General features: G+C 65.7%; 28 protein-coding genes. 6 read left to right on the forward strand and 22 right to left on the reverse strand.

Annotated features, from left to right (window positions below; all coding sequences use genetic code 11):
* Window positions 1–295: 295 nt before the first annotated feature.
* From ureG to L2I41_RS09935, 3 genes are read right to left on the reverse strand one after another with little or no spacing between them, the layout of a single operon-like run.
* Entirely contained in the window at window positions 296–916 is a 621-nt protein-coding gene (ureG, locus tag L2I41_RS09925) for an urease accessory protein UreG (RefSeq protein WP_237153389.1), read from the reverse strand.
* On the reverse strand, window positions 913–1,725 hold the full coding sequence (locus L2I41_RS09930; protein WP_237153390.1) for an urease accessory protein UreF: 813 nt from the start codon (window positions 1,723–1,725) through the stop codon (window positions 913–915). The genes ureG and L2I41_RS09930 overlap by 4 nt, the downstream gene beginning before the upstream one ends.
* Entirely contained in the window at window positions 1,610–2,362 is a 753-nt protein-coding gene (locus L2I41_RS09935) for an urease accessory protein UreE (RefSeq protein WP_237153391.1), read from the reverse strand. Before L2I41_RS09935 ends, L2I41_RS09930 begins: the two co-directional genes overlap by 116 nt.
* A 343-nt stretch (window positions 2,363–2,705) precedes the next feature.
* Between L2I41_RS09935 and L2I41_RS09940 the strand changes: the two genes are divergently transcribed.
* Window positions 2,706–3,149 (forward strand): SRPBCC family protein, encoded by a 444-nt coding sequence (locus L2I41_RS09940; protein WP_237153392.1) that lies wholly within the window; start codon window positions 2,706–2,708, stop codon window positions 3,147–3,149.
* A gap of 30 nt (window positions 3,150–3,179) precedes the next feature.
* Here L2I41_RS09940 and L2I41_RS09945 read toward each other — a convergent pair whose 3' ends face one another.
* From L2I41_RS09945 to L2I41_RS09980, 8 genes are all read right to left on the reverse strand, one after another.
* A complete protein-coding gene (locus L2I41_RS09945; protein ID WP_237153393.1) occupies window positions 3,180–4,406 on the reverse strand; it encodes an MFS transporter in 1,227 nt (408 codons plus the stop codon).
* A gap of 132 nt (window positions 4,407–4,538) precedes the next feature.
* Window positions 4,539–5,147 (reverse strand): LysE family translocator, encoded by a 609-nt coding sequence (locus L2I41_RS09950; protein ID WP_237153394.1) that lies wholly within the window; start codon window positions 5,145–5,147, stop codon window positions 4,539–4,541.
* Between the two features lie 99 nt (window positions 5,148–5,246).
* The gene (ureC, locus tag L2I41_RS09955; RefSeq protein WP_237153395.1) at window positions 5,247–6,962 is read right to left on the reverse strand and encodes an urease subunit alpha; all 1,716 of its coding nucleotides are present in this window, start codon (window positions 6,960–6,962) and stop codon (window positions 5,247–5,249) included.
* A 9-nt stretch (window positions 6,963–6,971) separates the two neighbouring features.
* Window positions 6,972–7,370, reverse strand: a complete 399-nt coding sequence (locus L2I41_RS09960; protein WP_237153396.1) for a type II toxin-antitoxin system VapC family toxin — start codon at window positions 7,368–7,370, stop codon at window positions 6,972–6,974.
* A complete protein-coding gene (locus L2I41_RS09965; RefSeq protein WP_237153397.1) occupies window positions 7,367–7,648 on the reverse strand; it encodes an AbrB/MazE/SpoVT family DNA-binding domain-containing protein in 282 nt (93 codons plus the stop codon). The genes L2I41_RS09960 and L2I41_RS09965 overlap by 4 nt, the downstream gene beginning before the upstream one ends.
* Before the next feature lie 61 nt (window positions 7,649–7,709).
* Complete coding sequence (locus L2I41_RS09970; RefSeq protein ID WP_237153398.1) at window positions 7,710–8,015, reverse strand: urease subunit beta; 306 nt, start codon at window positions 8,013–8,015, stop codon at window positions 7,710–7,712.
* Window positions 8,016–8,029: 14 nt separating this feature from the next.
* Window positions 8,030–8,332: an urease subunit gamma gene (locus tag L2I41_RS09975; RefSeq protein ID WP_237153399.1), complete on the reverse strand. Its 303-nt coding sequence runs from the start codon at window positions 8,330–8,332 to the stop codon at window positions 8,030–8,032.
* A gap of 12 nt (window positions 8,333–8,344) precedes the next feature.
* Window positions 8,345–9,214 (reverse strand): urease accessory protein UreD, encoded by an 870-nt coding sequence (locus L2I41_RS09980; protein ID WP_237153400.1) that lies wholly within the window; start codon window positions 9,212–9,214, stop codon window positions 8,345–8,347.
* A 65-nt stretch (window positions 9,215–9,279) separates the two neighbouring features.
* Between L2I41_RS09980 and L2I41_RS09985 the strand changes: the two genes are divergently transcribed.
* Window positions 9,280–9,498, forward strand: a complete 219-nt coding sequence (locus L2I41_RS09985; protein WP_237153401.1) for a hypothetical protein — start codon at window positions 9,280–9,282, stop codon at window positions 9,496–9,498.
* Between the two features lie 8 nt (window positions 9,499–9,506).
* Window positions 9,507–9,644, forward strand: coding sequence for a hypothetical protein (locus L2I41_RS09990; RefSeq protein ID WP_237153402.1), 138 nt, complete (start codon window positions 9,507–9,509; stop codon window positions 9,642–9,644).
* Window positions 9,645–9,669: 25 nt separating this feature from the next.
* Here the strand turns inward: L2I41_RS09990 and lysA are convergent, their stop codons facing one another.
* The 4 genes from lysA to argH all read right to left on the reverse strand — a co-directional run bounded on the left by lysA (window position 9,670) and on the right by argH (window position 13,066).
* Window positions 9,670–10,938, reverse strand: coding sequence for a diaminopimelate decarboxylase (gene lysA / locus L2I41_RS09995; RefSeq protein WP_237153403.1), 1,269 nt, complete (start codon window positions 10,936–10,938; stop codon window positions 9,670–9,672).
* A 12-nt stretch (window positions 10,939–10,950) separates the two neighbouring features.
* On the reverse strand, window positions 10,951–11,136 hold the full coding sequence (gene lptM / locus L2I41_RS10000) for an LPS translocon maturation chaperone LptM (protein WP_237153404.1): 186 nt from the start codon (window positions 11,134–11,136) through the stop codon (window positions 10,951–10,953).
* A gap of 163 nt (window positions 11,137–11,299) precedes the next feature.
* Window positions 11,300–11,647: an ADP-ribosylation/crystallin J1 gene (locus L2I41_RS10005; protein WP_237153405.1), complete on the reverse strand. Its 348-nt coding sequence runs from the start codon at window positions 11,645–11,647 to the stop codon at window positions 11,300–11,302.
* A 39-nt stretch (window positions 11,648–11,686) separates the two neighbouring features.
* The gene (gene argH / locus L2I41_RS10010; protein WP_237153406.1) at window positions 11,687–13,066 is read right to left on the reverse strand and encodes an argininosuccinate lyase; all 1,380 of its coding nucleotides are present in this window, start codon (window positions 13,064–13,066) and stop codon (window positions 11,687–11,689) included.
* A 42-nt stretch (window positions 13,067–13,108) separates the two neighbouring features.
* Between argH and tlpA the strand changes: the two genes are divergently transcribed.
* On the forward strand, window positions 13,109–13,747 hold the full coding sequence (gene tlpA, locus L2I41_RS10015; RefSeq protein ID WP_237153407.1) for a thiol:disulfide interchange protein TlpA: 639 nt from the start codon (window positions 13,109–13,111) through the stop codon (window positions 13,745–13,747).
* A 98-nt stretch (window positions 13,748–13,845) separates the two neighbouring features.
* On the opposite strand, the gene L2I41_RS10020 is transcribed toward tlpA, so the two are convergent.
* From L2I41_RS10020 to L2I41_RS10035, 4 genes are all read right to left on the reverse strand, one after another.
* A complete protein-coding gene (locus tag L2I41_RS10020) occupies window positions 13,846–14,100 on the reverse strand; it encodes a hypothetical protein (RefSeq protein ID WP_237153408.1) in 255 nt (84 codons plus the stop codon).
* 223 nt (window positions 14,101–14,323) lie between these two features.
* Complete coding sequence (locus L2I41_RS10025; protein WP_237153409.1) at window positions 14,324–14,527, reverse strand: hypothetical protein; 204 nt, start codon at window positions 14,525–14,527, stop codon at window positions 14,324–14,326.
* Window positions 14,528–14,608: 81 nt separating this feature from the next.
* A complete protein-coding gene (locus tag L2I41_RS10030) occupies window positions 14,609–15,838 on the reverse strand; it encodes a CobW family GTP-binding protein (protein WP_237153410.1) in 1,230 nt (409 codons plus the stop codon).
* A 28-nt stretch (window positions 15,839–15,866) separates the two neighbouring features.
* A complete protein-coding gene (locus tag L2I41_RS10035; protein ID WP_237153411.1) occupies window positions 15,867–17,057 on the reverse strand; it encodes a D-alanyl-D-alanine carboxypeptidase family protein in 1,191 nt (396 codons plus the stop codon).
* A 434-nt stretch (window positions 17,058–17,491) separates the two neighbouring features.
* Here L2I41_RS10035 and L2I41_RS10040 point away from each other — a divergent pair, with 434 nt between their 5' ends.
* Window positions 17,492–19,993 carry a TIGR02302 family protein gene (locus L2I41_RS10040; protein WP_237153412.1) on the forward strand — a complete coding sequence of 834 codons (2,502 nt, stop codon included), beginning with the start codon at window positions 17,492–17,494 and terminating at the stop codon, window positions 19,991–19,993.
* 48 nt (window positions 19,994–20,041) lie between these two features.
* On the opposite strand, the gene L2I41_RS10045 is transcribed toward L2I41_RS10040, so the two are convergent.
* The 3 genes from L2I41_RS10045 to htpX all read right to left on the reverse strand — a co-directional run bounded on the left by L2I41_RS10045 (window position 20,042) and on the right by htpX (window position 24,486).
* Window positions 20,042–21,790, reverse strand: a complete 1,749-nt coding sequence (locus tag L2I41_RS10045) for a heparinase II/III family protein (RefSeq protein ID WP_237153413.1) — start codon at window positions 21,788–21,790, stop codon at window positions 20,042–20,044.
* A 231-nt stretch (window positions 21,791–22,021) separates the two neighbouring features.
* The gene (locus L2I41_RS10050; RefSeq protein ID WP_237153422.1) at window positions 22,022–23,362 is read right to left on the reverse strand and encodes an RsmB/NOP family class I SAM-dependent RNA methyltransferase; all 1,341 of its coding nucleotides are present in this window, start codon (window positions 23,360–23,362) and stop codon (window positions 22,022–22,024) included.
* 179 nt (window positions 23,363–23,541) lie between these two features.
* Window positions 23,542–24,486, reverse strand: a complete 945-nt coding sequence (gene htpX, locus L2I41_RS10055; RefSeq protein ID WP_237153414.1) for a zinc metalloprotease HtpX — start codon at window positions 24,484–24,486, stop codon at window positions 23,542–23,544.
* A gap of 232 nt (window positions 24,487–24,718) precedes the next feature.
* Here htpX and L2I41_RS10060 point away from each other — a divergent pair, with 232 nt between their 5' ends.
* Window positions 24,719–24,922, forward strand: a complete 204-nt coding sequence (locus L2I41_RS10060; RefSeq protein WP_237153415.1) for a DUF1674 domain-containing protein — start codon at window positions 24,719–24,721, stop codon at window positions 24,920–24,922.
* Window positions 24,923–25,257 lie beyond the last annotated feature (335 nt).

Genomic DNA, 25,257 nt, shown 5'->3' on the forward strand with positions numbered 1-25,257 from the left:
TTGTTCCCGATGCTTGCAGTTCAAGAAAGTCTCCCCAGCGCACAAGATGACCGGATACTGCGGCCACAACACTGAGATCTCTCCTGACCAACCCGTCCCTGCGCCGCCCAACAAAGTTCGACCGGCCCAGCATCAGGAAAACGCCTGACGGAAACGTCTATTCCATTCTCAAAAAAGAAAACCATGCATGGTGAACATTGCCTTGCGCGCAAAGGACAAACTGGATCGAATCCGACCAGCGGCAATCTTCGCCGCCGGTCCCACGTCGTGGCCTGCAAAGCTGCCCTACAGTCACCTACCCCCTGAGCCCGCCAGCCTCTTCGATGAAGGTCACCACCGCGTCCACATTGTGGCCTGCACGCACGTTGGTGAACACGAAAGGCTTGGCCTTGCGCATCATCCTGGCATCGCGATCCATCACCTCGAGCGAGGCGCCCACATAAGGGGCGAGATCGATCTTGTTGATCACAAGCAAGTCCGAGCGGGTGATGCCCGGTCCGCCCTTGCGCGGGATCTTGTCGCCGGCCGAAACGTCGATGACGTAGATGGTGATGTCGGCAAGTTCGGGCGAGAAGGTTGCCGCCAGATTGTCGCCGCCGCTCTCGATCAGGATGACGTCGAGATCGGGGAAGCGGGCGTTCATCTCCGCCACGGCGGCGAGATTGATCGAGGCGTCCTCGCGGATCGCCGTATGCGGGCAGCCGCCCGTCTCGACGCCGGCGATGCGGTCTGGCGTCAGCGCGCCCGAGCGGGTCAGGAACTCGGCGTCTTCCTTGGTGTAGATGTCGTTGGTGATGGCCGCGATGTCATAGCTGTCGCGCAGCGCCTTGCACAGCGCATCCATCAGCGCCGTCTTGCCGGATCCGACCGGACCACCGACACCGACGCGGAGCGGACCATTCTTCGACTTCGTCATGAGCGGAACAACCTCGTATACTGGGTTTCGTGAAGCATGGAGGCGACGTCGGCCCTGAGCGCGCAGCCGCCGACATCGTCGAGGCAAGCCAGCAACGCCTGGGACGCCACGGCGGCGACAGTGGGGGCGAGATCGCGGATCACCCGCTGCCCGTCGGTCTGGCCAAGCGGCACGGCGCGCACCGCCGCCGACGTGAGATTGGCGACGAAGGCGGTGAGAAAAGCCTCGACGGTCGCCGCCTTCGGCAGCCCGTGATCGGCCGCCGCCGCGCCCACCGCCACCGCGTAGGTCACCGGAACGGGCTTGAGGCGCTCGGCCAAGGACAGAAGCGTCGGCGCACCCCAGGTGTCGCCAACCGCGCGCGCGAAAGCCATTCCCTGCGCGCCGGCTTCAAGGCGGCGCTCCCTAGACGGCTGCAGGGCGTGGGCAAGTTCCGCCACCTCGAACAGCCGGTCCATCTCACCGGCGCGGCTCGCGTCGTAGGCAGCCGACAGCAGGATGGCGTCGCTCCGGCCGGCGCCAAAGGCCAGGACCTCGGCAATCCAGGCGCGCAGGGCCTCGGCTGAGGTTACCGTCCCCTCCTCGATCGCCCATTCAAGACCGTGGCTGTAGGTGAAGGCGCCCACCGGAAAGGCCGGCGACAGCCAGGTCATCAGCCGGACAAGGGCCGCGCCGTCCCAACGGCCTTCCGCTTCAGTCATGCTTGTGATCGTGCCCGTGGCTGTGGCCATGGGAATGGTCGTGGCCGCAGCCGCAGTCATCACCGTGGGCATGGTGGTGCCCGTGGCCATGGTGATGGTCTGCCTCATGGGAGTGCCCATGGTCATGGCCACAGTCGCAAGCCTCGCCGTGCGCGTGATGGTGGCCATGGTCATGTTCGTGTTCATGGGCATGACCGTGATCGTGCCCGCAGCCGCAATCCTCCCCATGGGCGTGGTGATGCCCGTGGTCATGATCGTGATCATGGCCGTGGTGCCCCCCGTGCCCATGATCATGGTCGTGCCCCTGCACGCTGCCATGGCCGTAAGCACCACCCTCCGGATCGAAGGCGGCAAGGATATGCTTCACTTCGGCCCCGAGCTTGCCCAGCATGTCCTCGATCACATGGTCTTCGCGAATGCGCAGCTTGTCGCCCTTGAACTGGGTCGGCAGATGCCGGTTGCCCAGATGCCAGGCAACGCGCACCAGATCGGCAGCGCTGGCCGCCGTGATCTCCAGAAGCGCTTCGGGCACCGCCTGCACCAGGATCAGGCGCCCGTCCTCAAGCTCCACCGCGTCCCCATCCTTCAGCACCTTGGCTTCCGGCAGATCGAGAAGGAAGACGGTCTTGCCCGAGCAGCGCATGACGAGCCGGCGACGATGGCGGTCATCACGGTCCAGCGTCAGCGTGTCGGCGGGCATGCCGGACCAGGTGCCGGCGGGGAGGATGCGGGTCGCAGTGATCATGACAAGGCCTTCATTCAGGAATGCTTTGCGCACATGCTAGTGGATGGCTTGGGACAAATGAATGCCAAATGTCATGAGCACCTTGTCGGATCGAACAAAACTGCGCCGAAGCTGAGCGTCGGCCTCGGGGCAGGCACGCCAGCGAGCGCGCCGCACCAGACAAGACAGGCTCCCCGATCCTTCGCAATGGGCCAAATGACGGTGTTGCCGGCGACAACACACAAGCCGCCCAGACGACCTTTCATTCTCGTTACCTGACAAGCAAACATCAGATATAAGGGATTTCACGTGCTCTGGAGGAAAGCACAAGCCAACGAACCCGCCACAGGAGAGGAGCTCACCCATGCCCGGAACCGTCAATCTTCACCGCGTGCTGACCACCACGCCGGAGAAACTCTACCGCGCCTTCACGGAAGCAGACGCTCTCGCCAAGTGGCTGCCGCCCGATGGCTTCGTGGCAACGGTCCATAGCCTCGACGCCTCGGTCGGCGGCTCCTTCCGCATGAGTTTCCGCAACTTCACCACCGGAGCCAGCGACAGTTTCGGCGGGACCTATCTCGAACTCGTCCCCGGCAAGCGCCTGCGCTACAATGACAAGTTCGACAATCCCGCGCTCCCCGGCGAGATGACCGTCACGGTGGAGCTCAAGGCCGTCGCCTGCGGCACCGAACTCACCATCTGCCAGGAGGGCATCCCCGACGTCATCCCGGTGGAGATGTGCTATCTTGGCTGGCAGCAGAGTTTGACCAATCTGGCCAAGCTGGTGGAGCCCAACATCGAGGGATGATCGCCGGACAGGCGCGGGATCGGCCCAAGGTCATCCAAGCGGGGCGACGGTTGTCACGTCCGCCCCGCGTTCCAGCCGCTTGAGCCAAAGGGCGGCCACAAGCGCCACCACCATCAAGGCACTGCCGGCGGCCGCCGCGACACTGGCGCCGCCGCTCTCCACAAGCGCCATGAACACCACCGGCGCTATGGCATTGGCAACGCTCTGGAACAGGGCCAGCCGGCCGGACAGGCGCGCGAACTTGTCAGGAGGAAAGAAGGCGAGCGGCAGCACGGCCCGCGTCACCGCGGCAATGCCGGCCCCAAGCCCATAGAGCACGACGAAGGCGGCTAACAGACCGATGGCGCCCGACCCGAGCAGGGCAAAGCCCGCTGCCATCAGCAACACGGCGATCATCCCTTGCAGCACCGGTCCGGTGCGACCGCCGACCAGAAGATCGGCCGCCCGCGCACTGATGCCCAGCACCGGCCGGATCGACCCGAGCCAGAGCGCCGTCTCCGGCGAAGCCCCCGCCGCGCGCAGCAGTTCAAGAAAGGACGCCGCCAGTCCGAAGGTCGTGAAGCTGCAGCTCACCGAAAAGGTCGAGATCAGCACGAAGGCCAGGCGCTGCTGCGACGCCGTCAAGGCAAGGGCATCCTCCGGGCCTGCAGGCGCAGGCGAATCGGCGGATACGGCCAGCACCTTGGGCAGGCCGAAGAGATGCAGCGGCACGCAGACGAAAAGATTGAGACCGGCCATCAGCCAGATGGCCGCCCGCCAACCCATGGCTTGGGTGGCGGCCTCGAGAATGGGCCAGAACACCGTGCTCGACAGGCCCGTGAAGATCATGAGGATGCCGATGGTCCGCCGCGCGGCAGCCCCTTCCCGTTCGACGGTGGACGCATAGGCCGGCATCGACAGCCCAAGCCCGCCGCCGACGCCGATCACCGTCCAGGCCGCGAAATAGCCGATCGGCTCAAAGGCCTCCGCGAGCATGGCCAGCCCCAGCGCCATCACCAGCGAGCCGAGCGCCAGCACGCGCGCCGCACCGATGCGCTCGATCAGCGCGGCAATGCTCGGCCCGGCGAGGCCGCCGATCAGCATCATCGCCGTCAGCCCGGCAAAACTGACGCTGAGCGTCAGTCCGACATCCGGCGCCATGTGGCGGCCCATCACGCCGGGCATGTCGAATGTGGTGCCCCAGCCGATGATCTGGGACAGGGCAAGCACACCGATCAGACGACTGCGGCGCACCAGCGGCCTATCAAGAATGGACATTTTGCACGCGGGGCGCCGATTTGAGATCGGAGCAGGGAAGGAAGGACAAAGTTCAGTCTGACGGCACCACACGGCAAGATTGGGGCAGCACCGCCGCCGTCCTGATCTTTTGCAACTCAACGCACCGTCGGGTCACCCCCGCGACAGCGCCATCGCCCCGCCGGCGGCAATCAGGGCGCTGCCGACCACGCGATTGAGCCAGATGAACACATTGCGCGATCGCAGCACGCCGCGCAGCAACGCGCCGGCCAGCACGTAAAGCGCAACGGCGCCCACTTCCATGACCAGGAAGGCGACGCCCATTTCCGTCAGCTGTTGCCAGACCGGCCCATCGGCGGTCAGGAACTGCGGGAAAAAGGCGGTGAACACGGCGATAGCCTTGGGATTGGTGATGGCCATGGTGAAGTCGCGCCGCATCAACTCGCGCACCGACGTGTCGGTCGACTGCACGTCGGCCAGCACCTTGGCCTTCATCAGCACCTGCACACCGACATAGACGAGATAGACGGCGCCAAGGATCTTGACTGCGAGAAACGCCTCCGCCGACGCGGCAATCACCGCGCCGAGCCCCATCACGGTGACGAAGATCAGAAAGGCAAAGGCCGGCATCCGCCCCAGGCCGCCCAGGAGGGCCGGCACAAACCCCAGCCGCGCCGCATTGGTCAGCGCCAGCATGTTGTTGGGACCTGGAGCGCAATTGAGCGCAAAGCAGGCGGGAATGAAGAGAGACCAGGCGATCACGGCAAGCGCTCCAGGGAGGAAGCCGCGATCATCGCCGAAGCGGCGCGCCCGATCAAGATGGCAAGGCGATCTGCGCCGCCTTGCCACTCAAGACAGCGCTCAGAACATGAAATACCTTTGCGCCATCGGCAGAACCTCGGCGGGCTCGCAGGTGAGCAGTTCGCCATCGGCCCGCACTTCATAAGTCTCCGGATCCACCTCGATCTCGGGCGTCGCGGAGTTGTGCACCATGGAGGCCTTGGAGATGCCGCCGCGCGTATTCTCCACCGGCAGCACCACGCGATCGAGCCCAAGGCGGTCCTTGATGCCGTGCTCGTAGGCATATTTCGACACGAAGGTGACCGACGAACGGGTCATCGCCTTGCCGAAGGCGCCGAACATCGGCCTGTAATGCACCGGCTGCGGCGTCGGGATCGAGGCATTGGGATCGCCCATGGCGGCGGCGGCGATGGTGCCCATCTTCAGCACCATATCCGGCTTCACCCCGAAGAAGGCCGGCGACCACAGCACGAGGTCGGCGAGTTTGCCCACCTCGATCGAGCCCACATGCCTGGAAAGGCCATGCGCGATGGCCGGGTTGATCGTCACCTTGGCGATATAGCGCTTGACGCGGAAATTGTCGGCGCCGGTGCCGATATCCTCGGCCAGGCTGCCGCGCTGCACCTTCATCTTGTGCGCCGTCTGGAAGGTGCGGATCACCACTTCGCCGATGCGGCCCATGGCCTGGCTGTCGGAGGAGATGATCGAGAAGGCGCCCATGTCATGCAGGATGTCCTCGGCGGCAATCGTCTCCTTGCGGATCCGGCTTTCGGCGAAGGCCACATCCTCGGGGATCGAGCCGTCCAGGTGATGGCAGACCATCAGCATATCCAGATGCTCGTCGAGCGTGTTCCGGGTGTAGGGCCGGGTCGGATTGGTCGACGACGGCAACACGTTCGAAAGACCGGCCACCTTGATGATATCAGGCGCATGCCCACCGCCGGCGCCCTCGGTATGATAGGCGTGGATGGTGCGCCCCTTGAAGGCGGCAACGGTGTCCTCGACAAAGCCGCTCTCGTTGAGCGTGTCGGTGTGGATCATCACCTGCACATCGAACTCATCGCCGACGCTGAGGCAGTTGTCGATGGTGGCCGGCGTGGTGCCCCAGTCCTCGTGCAGCTTCAGCGCACAGGCACCGGCCTTCACCTGTTCTTCAAGTGCCGCCGGCAGCGCCGCATTGCCCTTGCCGGCAAAGGCGAGATTCATCGGAAAGGCTTCTGCCGCCTCGATCATCCGCTCGATATGCCAGGGTCCCGGCGTGCAGGTGGTCGCCGCCGTTCCGGTCGCCGGCCCCGTACCGCCGCCGAGCATGGTGGTGATGCCGGCATAGAGCGCCTCGTCCACCTGCTGCGGGCAGATGTAATGGATATGCGTGTCCAGAGCGCCGGCGGTGAGGATCTTGCCTTCGCCGGCGATGATCTCGGTGCCCGGCCCGATGATGATGGTCACCCCCGGCTGCACATCGGGGTTGCCGGCCTTGCCGATGCCGGCGATGCGCCCGTCCTTCAGCCCCACGTCCGCCTTGACGATGCCCCAGTGGTCGATGATCAGCGCATTGGTGATGACGGTATCGACGGCACCGTCCGCGCGCGTCACCTGGCTCTGCCCCATGCCGTCACGGATCACCTTGCCGCCACCGAACTTCACTTCCTCGCCGTAGAGGGTGAAGTCCTTCTCCACCGTCACCAGCAACTCGGTATCGGCGAGGCGCACCTTGTCGCCGACAGTGGGGCCGAACATGTCGGCATAGGCAGCGCGGGACATCTTGAAGGACATGGATCTTCCTCAGCTCAGAGGGGTAAACAGCGGAGAGTTGGCAGCCTTGCCATCGATCGTCACCGTCGTCGTGACTCCAGCGGCAAGATTCAGTTCGGCAATCAGATAGTCGGCGAAACCTGCACCACCGATCTCGTAAGACCGCAGCGCCCGCGCCACCAGTTCGGCCCGTTCGACAACGATATTTTCGGCGGCCAGCAATCCGGCAATGACTCTCGCCAGCTGCGCCCGACCGAGCTTGCCGGTCTTTCGCAAGGTCCACACGAGTTCGACCAAGGTGACCTGATTCACATATCCCGGCTCAGCGGCGGACAGACGCTGCGTCAAGAACGTCTGGGCGATCGGCGTCCAGACGGGATCGTCCTCAAGGATGGCGCGGGCCAGCACATTGGTGTCGATGCCGATCAAACGTCATACTCCGTTCGATCGGGCCGGTTGCGCGCCCAGACGGCCTCTTCGATCGCCTCGTCGACATCGATCGGACCGTCGATCGGACCAAGCAGCCCGAACAAGTGACTGATGTCCTTGCGCTTGGCGACGATCCGCACTCCACCCTCGCCGTCGGTGACGAACTGAACCGAGCCACCGGGCTCCAAGCCGATCATCTGCCGGATCTCCGCAGGAATGGTCACCTGCCCCTTGGACGAACTCTTGGCGTCGAGCCGCAAAACCTCATGTTTGCCCATCGCGCGACATCCTTTCCCTACATATCCCGCGATTTCCTACTTTATCAGAAAAGTAGGGCGCTCACAATTTTCCCATCACCGCCTGGCGGAAACCGTAGACCTCGCGCTTGCCGCCAAACGGCACCAGCGTCACCGACCGGCTTTGGCCCGGCTCGAAGCGCACCGCCGTGCCGGCGGGAATGTCGAGGCGATAGCCGCGCGCCTTGTCGCGGTCGAAGGCGAGGCCCGGATTGGTCTCGGCGAAATGATAATGGCTGCCCACCTGCACCGGGCGGTCGCCGGTATTGGCCACCTCCAGCGTCAGCGTCGGCAGGCCGGCATTGAGTTCGATGTCGCCCTCGGCGGCGAAGACCTGTCCTGGAATCATGGTCTGATATCCCCTCACCGAATCGGTTCGTGCACGGTGACGAGCTTGGTTCCGTCGGGGAACGTCGCTTCCACCTGCACGTCATGGATCATCTCGGCAATCCCGGGCATCACCTGTTCGCGCGTCAGCACGCGGGCGCCTTCGGCCATCAGTTCGGCCACCGAGCGGCCGTCGCGCGCGCCTTCCACCACGAAGTCGGTGATCAGCGCCACCGCCTCGGGATGATTGAGCTTCACGCCCCGGGCGAGCCGGTTGCGCGCCACCATGGCGGCGAGACTGACCAGCAGCTTGTCCTTTTCACGCGGTGTCAGGTTCATGGCATCCTCGGCTCAGACGGACCAGGCGCGCGGCAGCGCCTCGCCGGTCAGGAGTTCGATCAGGGGTTCCAGTATATCGCGCAGGGCACGACCGTCCTGCGCCATTAAACGTATTGACAACAAGCCGTCAAACGCACTCGCGCCGCCTTCCGCACCACCGCCGGCAAGGCGTTGGCCCAGGAGATCCCGCACCCCGGCAAGGCGGACTTCGGCCTCGGGTCCGGCCACCAGCAGGCTTGCGACAGCCCGCGCTCCGCCCCCTGTGGCGCCTCCGCTCAGGATCTGACGCGAGTCGCCGTCAAGGCGCAGCGCATCGGCATAGACGAGCCGCCCGCCGCGCGTCACGCGCCAGGACTCATCGAGCGATATCTCCCGCACGTCCTCGCCCATGGCGGTCCGCCCGAGCACGATCGCCTCGCAGGCGATCAAGGTCGCGTCGGCGAAGAGATCGATGTCGAGCCGGCGCTTGAGGCCGGCGCGATCGAAGATGATGGTTTCCTGCGGCAACCAATGGGCCGTGGCCCCGGCGCCCACAGTGAGGCGGTTGACGATATGCCCGACCCCCTCGGAGCGTCGGTAGATGCGCTCGGCCGCCTGGGTCGTCACGGTGGCGCGCGTACCCGCGCCCCAGCCAGCCTCATAGGTCAGCCGGTCGCCGCCGGTCACCCCGCCGGCCGAGTTGATCAGCACCGCCACCGGCCCGCCGTGGCCATAGGCGCGCGGCAGCCGCACCTTGCAGCACCCATCCTGAAAGAGATCGTCGAGCCGCGTTTCCTCGGCACCGTTGACCAGGCGCCGGACGAAGCTCACGCGCGCGCGCCCTTCGGCCCGCTGCATTCCGGGTGGCGACACCACCGCCGCACCTGTTACACCTGCCCCCATCGTCCCCGCCATCCGCTCGTTGCCCACATGCTAGGCAAGATCGAAAAGCAATGCGAGACCAAAACATGAGCACCCTGACCACGCCTGAGGCTGTCGTTGCGGCACAACTCCTTGCCTACAATGCCAAGGATTTGGAGGCTCTCCTGTCCCTCTATGCCGAGGACGCCGAGCAATACGAGCACCCGAACACCTTGCTCGCCAAGGGCGCGACGCCCTGCGTCCGCGCTTTGCCGCCCGCTTCGCCGAACCGGATCTCCACGCCCACCTCATCAGCCGCACGGTGATGGGCGCGATGGTGATCGACCACGAACGGGTCGACCGCAACTTCCCCGAGGGCAAGGGCAGCATGGAAATGGTCTGCGTCTATCAGGTGACCGGAGCGGTCATCGCCAAGGCCTGGTTCATCTTCGGTGAAAAGCGGCTGGCATGAGCCGCCTTTCGCGCGCAGCCAGCACTCAGCCGAGCCAGTCCGGCACCACGTCGAGCCCGATCAGGTCGTCATAGCTCGTGCGCGGACGGATCACCGCCCACTTGTCGCCATCCACAAGCACTTCCGGCACCAGAAGGCGGGAGTTGTAGGTGCCCGCCTGCACGGCGCCATAGGCACCGGCAGAGAAGACGGCAAGGAGCTCGCCCGCCTCCATCACCGCCATGTCGCGCGACAGCGCCAGATAGTCGCCGGTCTCGCACACCGGCCCCACCACGTCGGCCACCTCGCGCTCGGCTCCCGGTGCCCGCTCGCGCACCGGACGAACCTCGTGATGCGCCTCATAGAGCGTCGGACGGATCAGGTCATTCATGCCGGCGTCGACGATGACGAAGGTCTTGGCCGCGCCGCGCTTCACATACTGCACCTCGGTTACGAGGAGACCGGCGTTGCCGACGATCAGCCGGCCCGGCTCGAACAGCACTTCGCAATCGAGCGCTTCCGTGTGCTTGCGCACGACGGCCGCATAGGCGGTCGGGTCGGGCGGCGGGGCGTTGTCGTCCTTGTAGGGAATGCCGAGGCCACCGCCGAGATCGATGTGATCGATGGCGTGACCATCGGCCCGGAGCCGGGTGATCAGCTCGCCCAACCGGGCAAAGGCCGCATCGAACGGCCCGAGCTCGGTGATCTGCGAGCCGATATGCATGTCGATGCCGGTCACCTTGATGCCCGGCAGCTTGGCCGCCTCGGCATAGACGCGCGGCGCATCCACCCAGGGAATGCCGAACTTGTTCTCGCTCTTGCCGGTGGAGATCTTGGCGTGCGTCAGCGCGTCAACGTCGGGATTGATGCGGAAGGACACCGGCGCCAGCTTGCCCATGCGGCTCGCCACCGCAGAGAGCCGCTTCAGCTCCGGCTCGCTCTCCACGTTGAAGCACTTGATGCCCGCCTCGAGGGCAAAGGCCATCTCGCCTTCAGTCTTGGCAACGCCCGAGAACACCACCTTGTGCGCCGGAATGCCCGCCGCCAGCGCACGGCGCAACTCGCCTTCCGACACCACGTCGGCGCCAGCGCCCAGCGCCGCCAGCGTGCGGATCACCGCCTGGTTGGAGTTTGCCTTCATGGCATAGAAGACTTCCGCCTTAAGTCCCTTGAAGGCGCCGGCAAACACCTCGTAGTGCCGGCGCAAGGTGGCAGCGGAATAGATGTAGACCGGCGTGCCGACGGCGGCGGCGATGGCAGCGACGGCCACCCCTTCGGCGTGAAGTTCGCCGTCCCTATAATGGAAATGATGCACTCACGGGCTCCGTCAGATCAGCGGATCGAGGAAAAACGGCTTGTCCGGCGCCTTCTGCGGCTCGGGCTGCACGGCACCCGGATCGGACGACGTCGCAGGCGCCGGCTCGGTGGCATTCGGCCGATCGAGGTCGCCACGGCGCCCGCAAGCGGCGAGCGATAGGAGGACAAGCAAAAGCGTGAGTACCCGGCGCTGCATCTTCGGCCTTCTACAAATGCCAAATCTGAACGACTCCCTCTCATCTCACTCAGAGATTGAGACAGGGACCCGATCATCGTTGTCTATGACTACCAGCCTCACCGCCGTTGGCAAGAGGCAGAGCACGCCTAGCCGCCAATTGAGTTGGCACTCACTGATTGCATCATGCCGAAAATGCGCGCACGACTCTGATTTCCCCGACGATGGCAGCGTTGAACTGGTTTAGCTCTTCTGCGGGTATCCAATACTCTCGATGCAGCCGACCGCCCGCATCTTGAATGTCATATTGTTGCAAGAAATCCGACTTCACATCGAACTCTGTTACATACCCGGCCCCGCTCTCAGGGACATTCCAGTCGCGCGCAATCTTCTCCGCATAGTCGAGCGACAATACAGGGTAAAAGATTGGTTGTTCAGGCAAGCGCGGAGGAAAGGCACGCATGCCGCTTGCCTTGATGAGCTCAAGTTCCTTGGGGCCGACAGGGCGCCAGAGCGTTACGGTCAGCGGCATCAATCGCCTCCGAGCTAGTCATTCCAAAAGACTGTGCCTTTACCCCAGCATGTCCTGCCAGCGCTTCACCTGCGCCGCCACATTGTCAGGCGATGTGCCGCCATAACTCTTGCGCGAGCTGACCGAGGCCTGCACCGTCAGCACGCCATAGACGGCATCGGTGATGCCGGCATGCACTGCCTGCATGTCGGCAAGCGGAATATCCGCAAGCTCGATGCCGCGCTCCGAGGCGATGCCGACCAGCTTGCCAGTCACGTGATGGGCGTCGCGGAAGGGCAGCCCCAGCACGCGCACCAGCCAGTCGGCAAGATCGGTGGCCGTCGCATAGCCCGACCCCGCCGCCGCGGCCATGCGCTCCACATTCGGCGCCATGTCGCGGATCATGCCGGCGGTGGCTTCCAGGCAAAGCGACAGGTTCTCGATGGCGTCGAAAGCCTGCTCCTTGTCCTCCTGCATGTCCTTCTGATAGGTCAGCGGCAGGCCCTTCATCACGATCATCAATGCATTCATGTCGCCGATGATGCGGCCGGACTTGGCGCGCACCAGCTCGGCGGCATCGGGATTGCGCTTCTGCGGCATGATCGACGAGCCCGTCGAGAAGGCATCCGACAGCCGCACGAAACCGAACTGCGCCGACGACCAGATCACGATCTCCTCGGCCAGACGCGACAGGTGGATGGCGATGATCGAGCCGGCAGCCATAGCTTCCAGCGCGAAATCGCGGTCCGATACGCTGTCGAGCGAGTTGGCGGTCGGCCGATCGAAGCCAAGCGCCTCGGCCGTCGCATGCCGATCGATCGGGAAGGACGTGCCGGCCAGCGCCGCCGCTCCCAGCGGGCACTCGTTCATCCGCTTGCGCGCGTCGGTCACGCGGCTGCGGTCACGGGCGAACATCTCCACATAGGCCATCAGGTGATGGCCGAAGGTAACCGGCTGCGCCGACTGCAGATGGGTGAAGCCCGGCATCACCGTATGCGTATGCTCGGCGGCGCGGACGACCAGCGCCTTCATGAGGTCGGTGAGTTGGGCTTCCAGATGATCGAGGCTGTCGCGCACCCACAGGCGGAAATCCACCGCCACCTGGTCATTGCGCGAGCGCGCCGTGTGCAGCCGGCCCGCCGGCGTACCGATGATGTCTTTCAGGCGCGATTCCACGTTCATGTGGATGTCCTCGAGGGCGCGCGAGAAGGTGAAGCTGCCGCTCTCGATTTCGCCCTTGATCGCATCGAGGCCTTCGGCGATCTTGCGCGCGTCGTCCTCCGGGATGATGCCTTGCTTGGCGAGCATGGCCGCATGCGCCTTCGAGCCCTTGATGTCCTGGGCGTAGAGCTTGCGGTCGAAGTCGATCGAGGCGTTGATTTCTTCCATGATGGCGGACGGGCCGGTCTTGAACCGTCCACCCCACATGCGATTGCTCATCTTGCTATCTCCTCGACGCCGACAGGACCTGAAATGACGCAAATGCCCACGAAAAGCCGACCGGTCCGCCTGCTGGCCATTGCCGCGATCGCCGGTCTCGCCGTGGGTCTCGCTGGCGTATACGTGACGAAATGGTCCCCTGTCCACAGCGCAGGCGGTTGCGAGGCCTCGCAACAGGCTCTCGACGCCATCAAATCGTCGGCGCATGGGCAACTGGCCGGCCTGATCCCCGCCGAAAGCCCGGCCGACCTGTCGACGTTGGCCTTCCAGACCGCCGACGGCAAGCCCACCGGCATCGCGGAACTCAAGGGCCGTTTCGTGCTCCTGAACCTCTGGGCCACATGGTGCGTGCCCTGTCGCAAGGAAATGCCGGCGCTCGACCGCCTCGCCGCCGCGCGCAACGGTCCGGACTTCACGGTCGCCACCGTCAACATGGACGTTGGCGATCCCGCCAAGCCGCGCACCTTCCTCGACGAGATCAAGGTGGCGGCGCTGCCGGACTACCGTGACCCGAAGATGGCGCTCTTCACGTCGCTCAAGACCCGGGGCCTTGCCTTCGGCCTGCCGACGTCACTGATCCTGGACCGCAAGGGCTGCCAGATCGGCGCGCTCAACGGGCCGGCGGAATGGGATGATCAGGCCGTGCTCGATCTCGTCGATCGGCTTGTCGCGATCCACTGACGGGGCGACGTGTGGCGCAGCTGACGCCATGCGGCCGAAGCAAAGGTCGGGTATTCCGACCGCCGCGATAGGCGCGCAAGGGATGGCAGGAGCCGGGCTCAGGCGCGGTGCTGGCCGATCCCGGTGATCCGAGGAAGAACGCGGCCGACCCAGCCGCGCAGGCGTTCGAACTGAACACCCCGGCTACGAGCTTGGCGAGACACCGCAAGGCTGCGACGTTCGACGCTGGTCAGCGCATTGAAGCGCGACACCGCCGCACTCGGCGACATTTCCAGAACACGCACGACCAGCACTTGGTCGCCGTCGACGCAGGAAAAGAGATAAGGTTCGGGCTTCGCAAACGATGTAGGCAACGGACGTTCCTTCCAACGGCTCCAAACCACGTGCTGCCTGCCAAATCAATGGAGGCACCACCTTCCGCTCCCCAGCTTCTGGCCGTTATAGTTAATGCTTGGTTAACGTGAAGAAAAGCCGATTGTGCAGCGCAAAGAGCGGCGCGCTTCCCATTGTGAATCGTCACAAGGATTCAACGGCCTGCCCTGTGAATTCCAGGGAAAACCCTGTGGAAAACCCGTCTCAGACGGTCATGTCGAGCTTCTGTCCCATGCCTTCGGGCGGGGGCGGCGACGCCGCGGTGGACTGAGCCAAGCCCTTGTCGATCATCGACAAAAGCTGCTGGTCCTGTTGCTGGCTCATCTTCATCACGGCCGTCGCCACGTTGAGACGCGTGTTCTGCTGCTGCGATGCAACAAGAAACGAGGCGATAGAGGCGGTGTCCATGGCAGCTCCCCCCGTGAAACGAGGTATGAGCCGCCATCCTTGCATCAAATTGTTTCTGAAGCCTTTACGAGGCCTTAACGCTCAACGACGCAGCGACGGCGGCGTGAAGCCCGACAGAGCCAGCGGGCTGTCGGTCATGGCCGCACTGTCGGCCGTATCGGGCGCCAGCGTGCCGGCAAAGGCGTCGAACAGCTTGCGCACGAAGGCCTCTTCCAGATCGCGCGTGATGAAGACGAGCCGCGTGCGCCGATCGGAGTCCGGCCAGGCGGCAAGCCGCAGGGGCGGATGGAAGATGTCCTGCACGCCATGCACCACCAGCGGCCGGTCCGGGTCCTCGGCAAGGCGCACGATCCCCTTCATCCGCAACACCTTCGGCCCATGCGCCGACCGCAGGAGATCAAGGAACATCTCCATCGCCCCGGCGGGAACCGCCCGGTCCGTGGCCAGCGCGAAGGCGCGGATATGCGCGTCGTGGCGGTTGGCGTCGTGCTGGTGATCGGGATGGTCGCAGGCTTCACCCTGGCAGTCATGGTCATGATGATGGCCATGATCATGCGCGTGGTCGTGGTCGTGGTCGTGGTCGTGGTCGTGGCCATGGTGCCCATGGCCGGCATAGGCTTCCTCGTTCAGCCAGCGCCGCACATCCGCCGTCTTGCTCGCCGGATCGTAGAGACCGCTGTCGAGCAGCCGGCTTGCAATGGCCTCTCCCGACGCCGCCACCAGCACCGGCGCGGCGGGATTGAGCTGGTGGAGCCGCGCCACGAGCCGCTCGGCCCGTGCCGCACCCTCCGGCAGATCGGTCTTGGTCAGCACGATGCGATCGGCCACCGCCGCCTGCTTGACCGCCTCCACATGCTCGTCGAGCGTCCGCCCGCCGTTGACCGCGTCTACGACGGTGATCACCCCGTCGAGGCGATAGCGCATGACGAGATAGGGATGCGCCATGATGGTGTGCAGCACCGGGGCCGGATCGGCCAGACCGGTCGTCTCGATCACGATGCGCGTCAGCGTGTCGATGCGGCCGTTGTCGAGGCCGCGCAGAAAGTTCTCCAGCGTCGTCACCAGCTCGCCGCGCACGGTGCAGCACAGGCAGCCCGAACTCAGCTCGACGATGCCGTCATCCTTGGCCTCGACGAACAGGTGGTCGAGACCGATGTCGCCGAATTCATTGATGATGAAGCCGGTGCCGGCCAGAGCCGGGTCCTTGACCAGCGCGTTGAGCAAGCTGGTCTTGCCCGCACCGAGAAAGCCGGTCAGCACGGTCACGGGGATCGGGGGCTTGGGGCCCCGCGTTTCTGGCGAAGACGTCATGAAGGCGAAGCCCCGTTGTATCCGTGGTTCATCGTGTCGCCGCGCCGCGCAGCTTGCCAGTCCTGAGCGGATTGGGCAGCGGCAGTGGCGGCAGATCGGCGCTGGCAAAGGCCAGATCCCGGCTCGACGCCGCGGCAGCAGCCGGGGTCACAACCGCCGGCGTTGCGACCGGCATGTCGCGCGCGCCGCCCAGAACGATCGGGATCGGATCCATCACCTTGAAACGCGGCACCAGATAGGACGCGGTCTTGCCGGCATCGCCCGCGTCATCGTCATCGCCGAGATCCTCGGTCACGGCCTTCTTGTTGCGCTTCTTCGGGCAGGCGAGATCGTGCATGTCCGCCGGCGCGCTCGCCACGGCCGCCCGCGGCCGCAGGCTGTCGAGCGTGATGCCGCTGTGGCTGTTGGGCGACTGGAAGGCATACTCGAACAGCTTGGCCGCCAGTTCGTCGCGCGCCTTCGCCGTCTCGCCGCCCAGCACCACGGCCAGCACCTGCCGTCCGTTGCGCGAGGCGCTGGCCACCACATTGAAGCCAGCCGCGCAGATGAAGCCGGTCTTCATGCCGTCGGCGCCGGGATAGCGTTCGAGGAGATTGTTGTGATTGGGGATGACCTTGCCGCCGAGCGACAGAGCCGTGATGTGGTAGAGGTCGCGGTAGGCCGGAAACTCGCGCAGCAGCGCCCGCGCCAGGATCGCGTAGTCGCGCGCCGTGGTATACTGGCCCGGCGATGGCAGGCCGTTGGCATTGTCGAAATGCGTGCCGACCATGCCGAGCGCCCTGGCCTCGGCATTCATCCGCGCCACAAAGGCCGGCAGGCTGCCGCCGACGCGCTCGCCCAGCGCCATGGCCACGTCATTGGCCGATTTGACCATGATGATCTTCAGCGCCGTGTCGATGGTAATCACCGTGCCGGGTTTGAACCCCATCTTCGACGGCGGCTGCCTGGCTGCCGCGGCGGTCATCGGCACGCCGCTGTCGCCATAGAGCTCGCCGGATGCCACGGCCTTCAAGGTCACATAAGTCGTCATCAGCTTGGTGATCGACGCCGGATACCAGGGATCGAAACTCTGGTTCTCGGCAATGACTTCACCACTCTTCAGGTCAACGAGCAGATAGGGGCCGGCCACCGCGCCACCCATCATCGGCACCAGCGCAAGGGCGCTGGCAATGGCCGTAGCGACACAGCGGCGCAAGAAACCGCGAAAGCCGATATGCATCTCGGAAAATCTCTTCCTGTCTGAACGGAGAAGATAGGACAATCCTGTCCATTCTAGTGCCCCAGCCGGCCCCTCCGCAAGGGCCGAGTCACGGCTCAACCGAATTTCGGAGCCGCCATCATGCCAGCGATTTCAATGGATTAGTTGACATGAGCACGCAACCTGGCCGATGCGGCCGTCCATCGTCCCTCGATAGCCGGAACCGATGGGGCAAGGCGATGCCGTCTTGGCCTGCAAAGGTCAAGCGCCGAATGCGCCCTGGGCCAACACAGCTGCGTGAATGCCCCTCGCGACTATTTTGGAAATCGCCCTTAAAATCGACTCCGTTGCCGACTATGCTGATCCAGCTATGAGGATGTCGGCTCAGCGTGCAAGCAGCTGGTGCCGCCCTCGCAGCATCGAATGATGTTTGAAGATCAGGACCATCAAAGCCCATGGCCGCACCCGGCAAGCCGCAGACCACCGTGCCCGATCCGCTTGACGCGGTTGCCGGCCAGGTGCGTCTGGCCCGCTTCGCGCTCGCCTGGGAGCGCCTCTGGCCGCGTCTGGCGCTTGCCCTCAACATCGGCGTGCTCTTGCTGGTGCTGAGCTGGACCGGCTTCCTCGATCGCCTGCCGGACCTCGTCCGTCTCGGCGTCGTCGGCATCATGGCACTGGCCTTGATCGCGGCACTTGGCTCCGCGCTGCTGGTCCGCCTCCCCACGCGCCGCGAGGCCCTGCAGCGGCTTGAGCGCGACAGCGGCCTGGCGCACCATCCCCTCACCACGCTCGTCGACCAGCCCGCCATCGGTGACCGCGACCCCGTTGGTCGCGCCCTGTGGCAGGCGCATCGGCGCCGCGTCATGGCCGAGGCCGCAGGCGCGCGCGCCGCCGCGCCGTCTCCCCGGCTCGACAAGGCCGATCCTTACGCCTTGCGCGCCCTCGTCTTCCTCCTGGCAATCATCGGCTGGCTGGCGACACCGGATCATGTGGACCCGCTGCGCTCTGCCTTCCGCCTGCCGGAAAGCCCGCGGCCGGACCTGCGCATGGACGCCTGGGTGGCTCCGCCCGCCTATACCGGCGCCGCCCCGCGCTACCTGCCCACCGACCAGACCGCCGATGCCGCGCCGATCCGCGTACCCGCCGGCAGCCTGCTGACCCTGCGCCTCAATGGCGTTTCCGATGTGGCCGCCACCTATGCCGGCGCCAGCGGCACCGAGGGCAAGGACGTCGCCGTCAGTCAGGTCGCTCCCAAATCGGTCCCCGCTCCGGACACGCACGAGCCCACGGCCTTTGAGTGGCCGCTTGAAGCCTCGGGCACGCTGACCGTGACGAGCGGCGAAAGCGTCCTCACCCGCTACCGCTTCGACGTCGTGCCGGACAAGCCGCCGGTGATCCGCCTGACCGAAGAGCCCGGTGCCACGGCCAAGGGTGCCCTCCACCTTGCCTATGAAGCGCTCGACGACTATCGCGTCGCCTCCGCCGTCGCCCATTTTGCCCCCGAGGGGGTGAGCGCGAACGCCCGGCCGCTCGCAACCCTGTCCGACCTGCCGCTGACGACCCCGGCCAAGGGGGCGCCGACGCCAGCCGCGTCACTCACGCGCGACTTCGCCGCCAATCCGCTGGCCGGCAGCCTCGTCAAACTGACACTCGAGGCCGTCGACGAGGCCGGACAGCATGGCACCTCGCCGCCGCTCCTCATGCGTCTGCCTCAGCGGACGTTCCACAACCCGCTTGCCGCCATGCTGGTGGAACAGCGCCGCCGTCTCGCCGCGGACGCCAATCAGGCCCTCGACGTCGCCAGCAGCATCGAAACCGCCAGCGATCTCGGCGCCGACTATATCGGCAGGGCCGCGCCCATCATCGGCATGCGCGTCGTGATCGAGCGCATCCGCTACGCGCGCTCCGACGACGATCTCCGCAGTGCCATGGATCTGCTGTGGTCCATGGCGCTCGCCATCGAGGCCGGCGACACCTCCGACGCCGAGCAGCATCTGCGCGACGCGCGCAACGCCTTGCGCGACGCCATCGAACGCGGCGCCAGCAAGGAAGAGATCGCCCGCCTGATGGACGAGGTGCGCAAGGCCCTCGACGACTACATGCAGGCGATGGCCGAGCAGCTGCGCAACAATCCCGACCGCATGCGCGAGCTGGCCCAGCGCAAGCCCAACCCCTCGCAAGTCATGAAGCCCGAGGACCTCGACAAGCTGCTGAAACGTCTGCAGGAACTGAGCGAGCTCGGCCAGAAGGACGCCGCTCAGCAGCTCCTCTCCCAGCTCGACGACCTCATCGACAACATGCAGATGATGCCCTCCGACCAGGCACAGGGCCAGCAGGGCGGCGAGGACAAGGCGCTCGACGCGCTCGCCAACATGATCCGCCGCCAGCAGGAGCTGATGAACAAGACGCACAAGTTCACGCCCGAAGGCCGCACCGACGAAACCACCAACATGGACGGCAACCAGCAACAGCAGGCGCTCGGCGATCTGCAGAGCCAGCAGCAGCAGCTGGAAAAGCAGTTGCAGGACCTGCTCGGCCAAATGCAGCAGCAAGGGCGCGATGGCCGCGACCAGCTGGGCGAAGCGGGCAAGAGCATGCGCGGTGCCGGCGAACAACTCGGCCAGGGCGATCCCGAGACGGCGCTTGAGCGCCAGGGGCAGGCGCTTGACGCCATGCGCAAGGGCGCCCAGCAGATGGCACAGGGCAGCGAGGGCGACGGCACCGGCCAGGGCAAGGGCACCCGCAAGCCCGGCGACAGCCAGGCCGAGGCCACCGATCCGCTCGGTCGTCCGCAGCGCCGCACGGGCCCGGATTTCGGCGACACCACCTCCGTGCCCGGCGAGATCGAGGTTCAGCGCGCCCGCAAGCTGCTCGACGAGTTGCGTCGCCGCTACTCCGACCCCAACCGGTCGCCGCTGGAACTGGATTATCTCAAGCGCCTGCTCGGAACCTTCTGAGCACCGATCGCAGCGCAGGCCTCTGGCCGAGCCGTCCTGTGGACGACCTCAAAGCTCGAACAGATCCTTGACCCCGGCCACCGCTTCGCGCGGCTTGCTGGCGCGTGACCGCTGGCCAAGCGCCGTGCGCGACAAGGTCCAGTGCACTTCCGGCGTTACCCGCGCCCGTCCGGGCAGCACGATCTGCAAGGTCTTGCGCCGGCCGTGCACGTCCGAAAGATAGACGCTGTCTTCGAGCTCCGGCGGAATCATCGGGCAGGAAAATGTCCACGCCTCCCCGTCGGGGGCCAGCAGCAGCACGTCGCCGCCGGCCGTGCGGGTGGCGCGGATGGACGGGTGCAGGTGGAAGCGGATGGCAAACCGATCCTGACGCGCCGACCGGCCGGCCATCAGCACGCGATCCGTTCCGAGAATTTCCGCCCCATCCGCCGAAAGCGTCAGGCTGCGCTCATGCTGCGCAGCAAAGGCTGCGGCATAGCCGTCATGCCGCGCGGCGACCACCGTGCCCTCGGCCCGGTCCTCGCGCTTGACCAGCACCTGCCGCGCGCCCGACGGCATCACCGTCCCGATGCGCCGCGCCAGCCGGCCGCTGTCGAGGAAGCTGGCGGAGGACGCATCCTCGAGCACCAGGGTCGAATGCGCCGGCGTGCTGCGCGCCGCGTCTCGCCAGCGCGGTTCGAGGCTCGAGCCGCAGTTGATGATGAAGCGATGCCCGCCCGACGACATCTCGAAGCTGAGGCAGCCCGCATGGGCGTGCTGGCTCACCCCGAGCGGCGGGATGGCCCCCGTATCCATCAGCACCACGGTGCCCGCCGCATCGAGCCGCTGATAGCCCGAGTGGCTGGCGTTCTGCACCGGCACGCCGCGCGTATCGTCATAGGCGTGCAGGGTGGCCAACTGGTCGGCCTGACTCGCGCCCATGCCGTTGAAATGCGCGAAATGCCCGTCCGCATGCCGGAAGAAGCGCAGCATGGGCATCATCCGGTCGATGGACGACACCAGCGCCGCCGGTGGCGTGACGCCGCGCGTCGCATAGGCTTGCCGGAGCGGCAGCAACTCGGTGAGGATATCGACGATCACGCCGGGCTGGCGGCTCACGTGGCCGCCGTCGGGCAGCACCTGCCGGACAAGCTCCTGCTCGAGCCGCTGGCTCGCCTGGCGGATCAGCCGCTGCTGCCCCTCGACCGACAGCGCAAACTCGGCCACCGCAATGGCGGCGATCAGACGCGGATAGCCGTCCGGCGCATCGAAGAAGCGGATGCGCAGGCGGCGCACCTGCCGCACCAGCGAGCGCACGAAGCGCCGATAGAAGCCACGATCGGCCTCTTCCAGAATGAGCGGCGACTGCGTCACCCAGGCGATCACGCGCTGGGCGAGGATTTCCGTCGCAAAGGCCAGCGGCGGGGCCTTGGCTTCCTGGTTGATCCAGTCGGCCACCAGCGCCCGCGCATTCTGCCGGGCCAGCGCATTGTCGGCGGCGCGCAAATGCCGCAGCCAGCCGAAGCTGTGCAACTGCCGCGCCCAGCATTCCGACGGCGCTTCGAGATCGAAGGGCGAGCGCCCCGATGTCTCGATCACCTTGCCGGCGAAGGCGAAGACGCCGGCGTAGATGTCCGCTGCAATGGTGGGATCGGCGGTGCGGATATCCTGCGGAGCAATGACCAGCCGTTCCGGCGTGGCCCCAGGCCAACGCCAGCGCGAGAACGGGCCGCGTTCCAGTGAGACGATGGCCCGCCGAACGGCCAGTTCCGTCGCAAAGAACATGAGGCGGGTGGTGCTGGTCAAAAGCCCCCGCATCGCGTGATTGCCTCCAGGAGCCGGCAAGGGTGCCAAAGGGCACGGACCGGTCGATCAAGCCTTGATAGGACGCGCCGTCCGGTTACCAATTGGTGACCGAACATCGTTAATGTTGATTAAAATTTTAACCGTCGCCCGAGCGCCACGCAATTGCCGGAGAACACGGCAATGTCGCAGCAGGCGGGCCTCGCAAGCCCCGCCTGTAACGCTCGATGGGATCGGTTGCCGGCCTCAGACCCGCTTGCGCAGCCGCGCGGCAAAGAAGCCGTCGAGGCCAGAGAGCCGCGGATCGGCATTTTTCAGATGGCACGGCAGCGTGCGCACATAGCCCTCGGACGTGATCACCTCTTCAAGGCCGAACACGTCCTCCGCCGTCACCGGCACCACGTCGAGCGGCGCATCGATCAGCATCAGGCGGCGGATCTGGTCCGGCCCTTCCTCCGGCTCCAGCGAACAGGTCGAGTAGACCAGCAGGCCGCCGGGCCGCAGCATGCGGATGGCCTGATCGATCAGCTTGCGCTGCACGGCGGCAAGGCCGGCCACGTCGGCCGGCTTCTTGCCGAGCATGCCGTCCGGATGCCGGCGCAGCGTACCGGTGGCCGTGCAGGGCGCGTCGAGCAGCACCATGTCGAAGGTCCCGCCCAGCCATTCGGTCGCGTCGGCCTTGACGATGTTGGCCTTGAGACCCAGCCGGTAGAGATTGCGCTCGAGCCGCTGCAGGCGGTGATAGGAAATGTCGAGCGAGGTCACCTCGGCGCCGAGTTCGGCCAGCAGGGCCGTCTTGCCGCCGGGTGCCGCGCAGAGGTCGGCCACCTTCTTGCCCTTGAGGTCGCCGAAGAGATAGACCGGCAGCGCGGCGGCGGCATCCTGCACCCACCACTGCCCCTCTTCGTAACCATCAAGCTTTTCCACCGCGCCGGTCACGGCAATGCGCACCGTACCCGTCGGCAGCACGATGCCGCCGAGGCGCGCCGCCCATCCTTCCGCATCCGATTTCACGGTGAGATCCAGCGTCGGCTCGATGGCGTTGGCCTCGGCGATGGCGCGCGCCGTCTCGGCGCCATAGGCCGCCGTCCAGCGCTCCATCAGCCAGGCCGGCGTGTTGAGCGTCACGGGATCCTGCTCGGCGAGGATGGCCTGCTTGTTGTCGGCAATGCGCCGCAACACGGCATTGGCCAGCCCCTTGAACGCCGCCGCCCCGCGATCGAGCGCGGCAAGTTCCACGCCGAGGGCCACCGCGGCATGATCGGCTACATCCATGAACAGGATCTGCGCGGCGGAGATCGCCATGATCGCCTTGAGCGAACCGGCATCATCCGGAAGCGGCCGGGTCAGGAAGCGGCTGATGGCCTCCTCGATCTGGCCGTTGCGACGCAACGTGAAGCCGACAATGGCGCGCGCCAGACCGCGATCGCGCGGATCGAGCGCCTGATACTTGGCCGCCGACGGACCTTCATCAAGCAACTGGTCGAGCAGCTTGCCCTTCATCACGCCGGCGATCAGGTCGGCGGCGACGACACGGGCCTCCATGCCCTGTACGCGCTTGGGCCGTCCGCCGCCGGGCGTCGCCATGCGCGCGCCGAAGGGCGCACCGCCGCGCGGCCCGCCCTTGAACCCGCCGGGACCTTCCTTGCGGGGACCGTCGCCGAACGAACCCTTGGGCTTGTGAAAGCCGCCACCGGGCTTGCCGGGTCCGCGTTTGCCGCCGGACGGGCCTTTCGGCCCCCTGCCGGTCCCACCATTTCCTTCACTCATCCCCACGGTCCGCGCTGCTGGCGCTGTCCCGGGTTGCTCGGACGCCTGCTGCCCCACGGCCCCGCCGCCTGAGAGGCAGGGGGCGCGCTAAACGCACCGGTCTCGCCGGCCATGGCCACGAGCGCCTTGATGCGGTTTTCCGTATCCGGATGGGTCGAAAACAGGTTGTCCATGCGCTGCCCAGACAGCGGATTGACTATGAACATATGCGCCGTAGCAGGATTTTGCTCCGCTGTCATGTTCGGTACGTGATGGGCAGCCCCCGAAATCTTGTTGAGCGCGGCGGCAAGGGCCAGCGGTTGGCCCGAAATTTCGGCGCCGCGCCGGTCGGCGGCATATTCGCGGCTGCGCGAAATCGCCATCTGCACCAGCATGGCCGCCATCGGCGCCACGATCGCCGCCAGCAGCACGCCGACGAAACCGAGCGGATTGTTCTGGTCGCGCCGCCCGCCGAAGAACAGGCCGAAGTTGGCCAGCATGGAGATGGCGCCGGCAAAGGTCGCCGTGATCGTCATGGTCAGCGTGTCGCGGTTCTGCACATGGGCAAGCTCATGGGCCATCACGCCCGCCACTTCCTCGGCCGACAGCATGTTCAATAGGCCCGTCGTCGCCGCGACGGCGGCATTCTGCGGGTTGCGCCCGGTGGCAAAGGCATTGGGCTGCGGATTGTCGATCACATAGACGCGTGGCATCGGCAGGCCCGCGTTGGCGGCGAGACGCCGCACGAGGCCGTAATACTCGGGCGCCGTCCGTTCATCCACCTCGCGCGCCCGGTGCATGGCCAGCACCATCTTGTCGGCGTTCCAGTAGGAGAAGAAGTTCATGCCGGCCGCCACGACGAACGCGATCATCATGCCGCCCTGGCCGCCGATCAGGAAGCCGAGCCCCATGAACAGCGCCGTCATGGCCGCAAGCAGAAGGCTGGTCTTGAAGAAATTCATCGCTTTGTCCCATTCCGAGCGAGTGCTATATGGCCACCTGGTGCATCGACCCAATCGCATGGTCCGGCCTGTAAGGGCCAGTCCGATTGGACATGTCGCGGCACAAACAAGAAAATCGAGTGCACGGAATACCGTTCAAGGTGACTCCTCTGACTGAATCAGTGCACTTGAGGTCGTCCGCTCAGTCTCCCATAGAATGGGAAGCGGCCCGGTGAAGATCAAGGATCACGCCATGACCGACGAAACCAAGTCTCCCGAGGCGCGCCGTCGCATCGAAGACCTGCCGCCCGCCGCCCAGCGCGCCCTCGCGGAAGCCGAAGAGCGCCGCCGGACCGCCGTCGCAGCCGAACAACCCAAGGAGTTGCACGGCCGCAAGGGTCCTGAGCCGGTGCGCTATGGCGACTGGGAGCACAAGGGCATTCTCTCGGACTTCTGAGAGCGTCCTTTCCCCAGTGTATCCCGTGGAAACAAATCGATCACGAAGCTCTGATGGATTTCACAATTCCGCCGCCTTTCGGCCATTGGGGGAACATGGGGCATAGGCAGCATTCTCCGCGTTGCCCCGGTGAACACCGGTTTGAATAGGCCCCGGCTCAATCCAGCCCCCCAGCCCCCCGGGTCCTGCGTATCGCCGGTGAACGTGCGTTCCCGAGAACGGGAACAAGCGGCCGGGGCACACAATTTTCTCTGAGCTCGAGCCGACCGCAATGACGATGGCCTCCGATGCGAGGACACGATGACGGCGCCTGATCCCGGCAGCCGCCCCGGAGC

The sequence above is a fragment of the Oryzibacter oryziterrae genome, from assembly GCF_021864535.1.
Lineage (GTDB): Bacteria > Pseudomonadota > Alphaproteobacteria > Rhizobiales > Pleomorphomonadaceae > Pleomorphomonas > Pleomorphomonas oryziterrae.

Excerpts from the sequence above, each read along its gene's own strand:
- ureG (WP_237153389.1), bottom strand. The coding sequence starts at position 916 with ATGACGAAGTCGAAGAATGGTCCGCTCCGCGTCGGTGTCGGTGGTCCG.
- L2I41_RS09930 (WP_237153390.1), bottom strand. The coding sequence starts at position 1,725 with ATGAGGCAGACCATCACCATGGCCACGGGCACCACCATGCCCACGGTG.
- L2I41_RS09935 (WP_237153391.1), bottom strand. The coding sequence starts at position 2,362 with ATGATCACTGCGACCCGCATCCTCCCCGCCGGCACCTGGTCCGGCATG.
- L2I41_RS09940 (WP_237153392.1), top strand. The coding sequence starts at position 2,706 with ATGCCCGGAACCGTCAATCTTCACCGCGTGCTGACCACCACGCCGGAG.
- L2I41_RS09945 (WP_237153393.1), bottom strand. The coding sequence starts at position 4,406 with ATGTCCATTCTTGATAGGCCGCTGGTGCGCCGCAGTCGTCTGATCGGT.
- ureC (WP_237153395.1), bottom strand. The coding sequence starts at position 6,962 with ATGTCCTTCAAGATGTCCCGCGCTGCCTATGCCGACATGTTCGGCCCC.
- L2I41_RS09965 (WP_237153397.1), bottom strand. The coding sequence starts at position 7,648 with ATGGGCAAACATGAGGTTTTGCGGCTCGACGCCAAGAGTTCGTCCAAG.
- L2I41_RS09970 (WP_237153398.1), bottom strand. The coding sequence starts at position 8,015 with ATGATTCCAGGACAGGTCTTCGCCGCCGAGGGCGACATCGAACTCAAT.
- L2I41_RS09975 (WP_237153399.1), bottom strand. The coding sequence starts at position 8,332 with ATGAACCTGACACCGCGTGAAAAGGACAAGCTGCTGGTCAGTCTCGCC.
- L2I41_RS09980 (WP_237153400.1), bottom strand. The coding sequence starts at position 9,214 with ATGGGGGCAGGTGTAACAGGTGCGGCGGTGGTGTCGCCACCCGGAATG.
- L2I41_RS09985 (WP_237153401.1), top strand. The coding sequence starts at position 9,280 with ATGAGCACCCTGACCACGCCTGAGGCTGTCGTTGCGGCACAACTCCTT.
- L2I41_RS09990 (WP_237153402.1), top strand. The coding sequence starts at position 9,507 with ATGGTGATCGACCACGAACGGGTCGACCGCAACTTCCCCGAGGGCAAG.
- lptM (WP_237153404.1), bottom strand. The coding sequence starts at position 11,136 with ATGCAGCGCCGGGTACTCACGCTTTTGCTTGTCCTCCTATCGCTCGCC.
- L2I41_RS10005 (WP_237153405.1), bottom strand. The coding sequence starts at position 11,647 with ATGCCGCTGACCGTAACGCTCTGGCGCCCTGTCGGCCCCAAGGAACTT.
- argH (WP_237153406.1), bottom strand. The coding sequence starts at position 13,066 with ATGAGCAATCGCATGTGGGGTGGACGGTTCAAGACCGGCCCGTCCGCC.
- tlpA (WP_237153407.1), top strand. The coding sequence starts at position 13,109 with ATGCCCACGAAAAGCCGACCGGTCCGCCTGCTGGCCATTGCCGCGATC.
- L2I41_RS10025 (WP_237153409.1), bottom strand. The coding sequence starts at position 14,527 with ATGGACACCGCCTCTATCGCCTCGTTTCTTGTTGCATCGCAGCAGCAG.
- L2I41_RS10030 (WP_237153410.1), bottom strand. The coding sequence starts at position 15,838 with ATGACGTCTTCGCCAGAAACGCGGGGCCCCAAGCCCCCGATCCCCGTG.
- L2I41_RS10035 (WP_237153411.1), bottom strand. The coding sequence starts at position 17,057 with ATGCATATCGGCTTTCGCGGTTTCTTGCGCCGCTGTGTCGCTACGGCC.
- L2I41_RS10040 (WP_237153412.1), top strand. The coding sequence starts at position 17,492 with ATGGCCGCACCCGGCAAGCCGCAGACCACCGTGCCCGATCCGCTTGAC.
- L2I41_RS10045 (WP_237153413.1), bottom strand. The coding sequence starts at position 21,790 with ATGCGGGGGCTTTTGACCAGCACCACCCGCCTCATGTTCTTTGCGACG.
- L2I41_RS10050 (WP_237153422.1), bottom strand. The coding sequence starts at position 23,362 with ATGGCGACGCCCGGCGGCGGACGGCCCAAGCGCGTACAGGGCATGGAG.
- htpX (WP_237153414.1), bottom strand. The coding sequence starts at position 24,486 with ATGAATTTCTTCAAGACCAGCCTTCTGCTTGCGGCCATGACGGCGCTG.
- L2I41_RS10060 (WP_237153415.1), top strand. The coding sequence starts at position 24,719 with ATGACCGACGAAACCAAGTCTCCCGAGGCGCGCCGTCGCATCGAAGAC.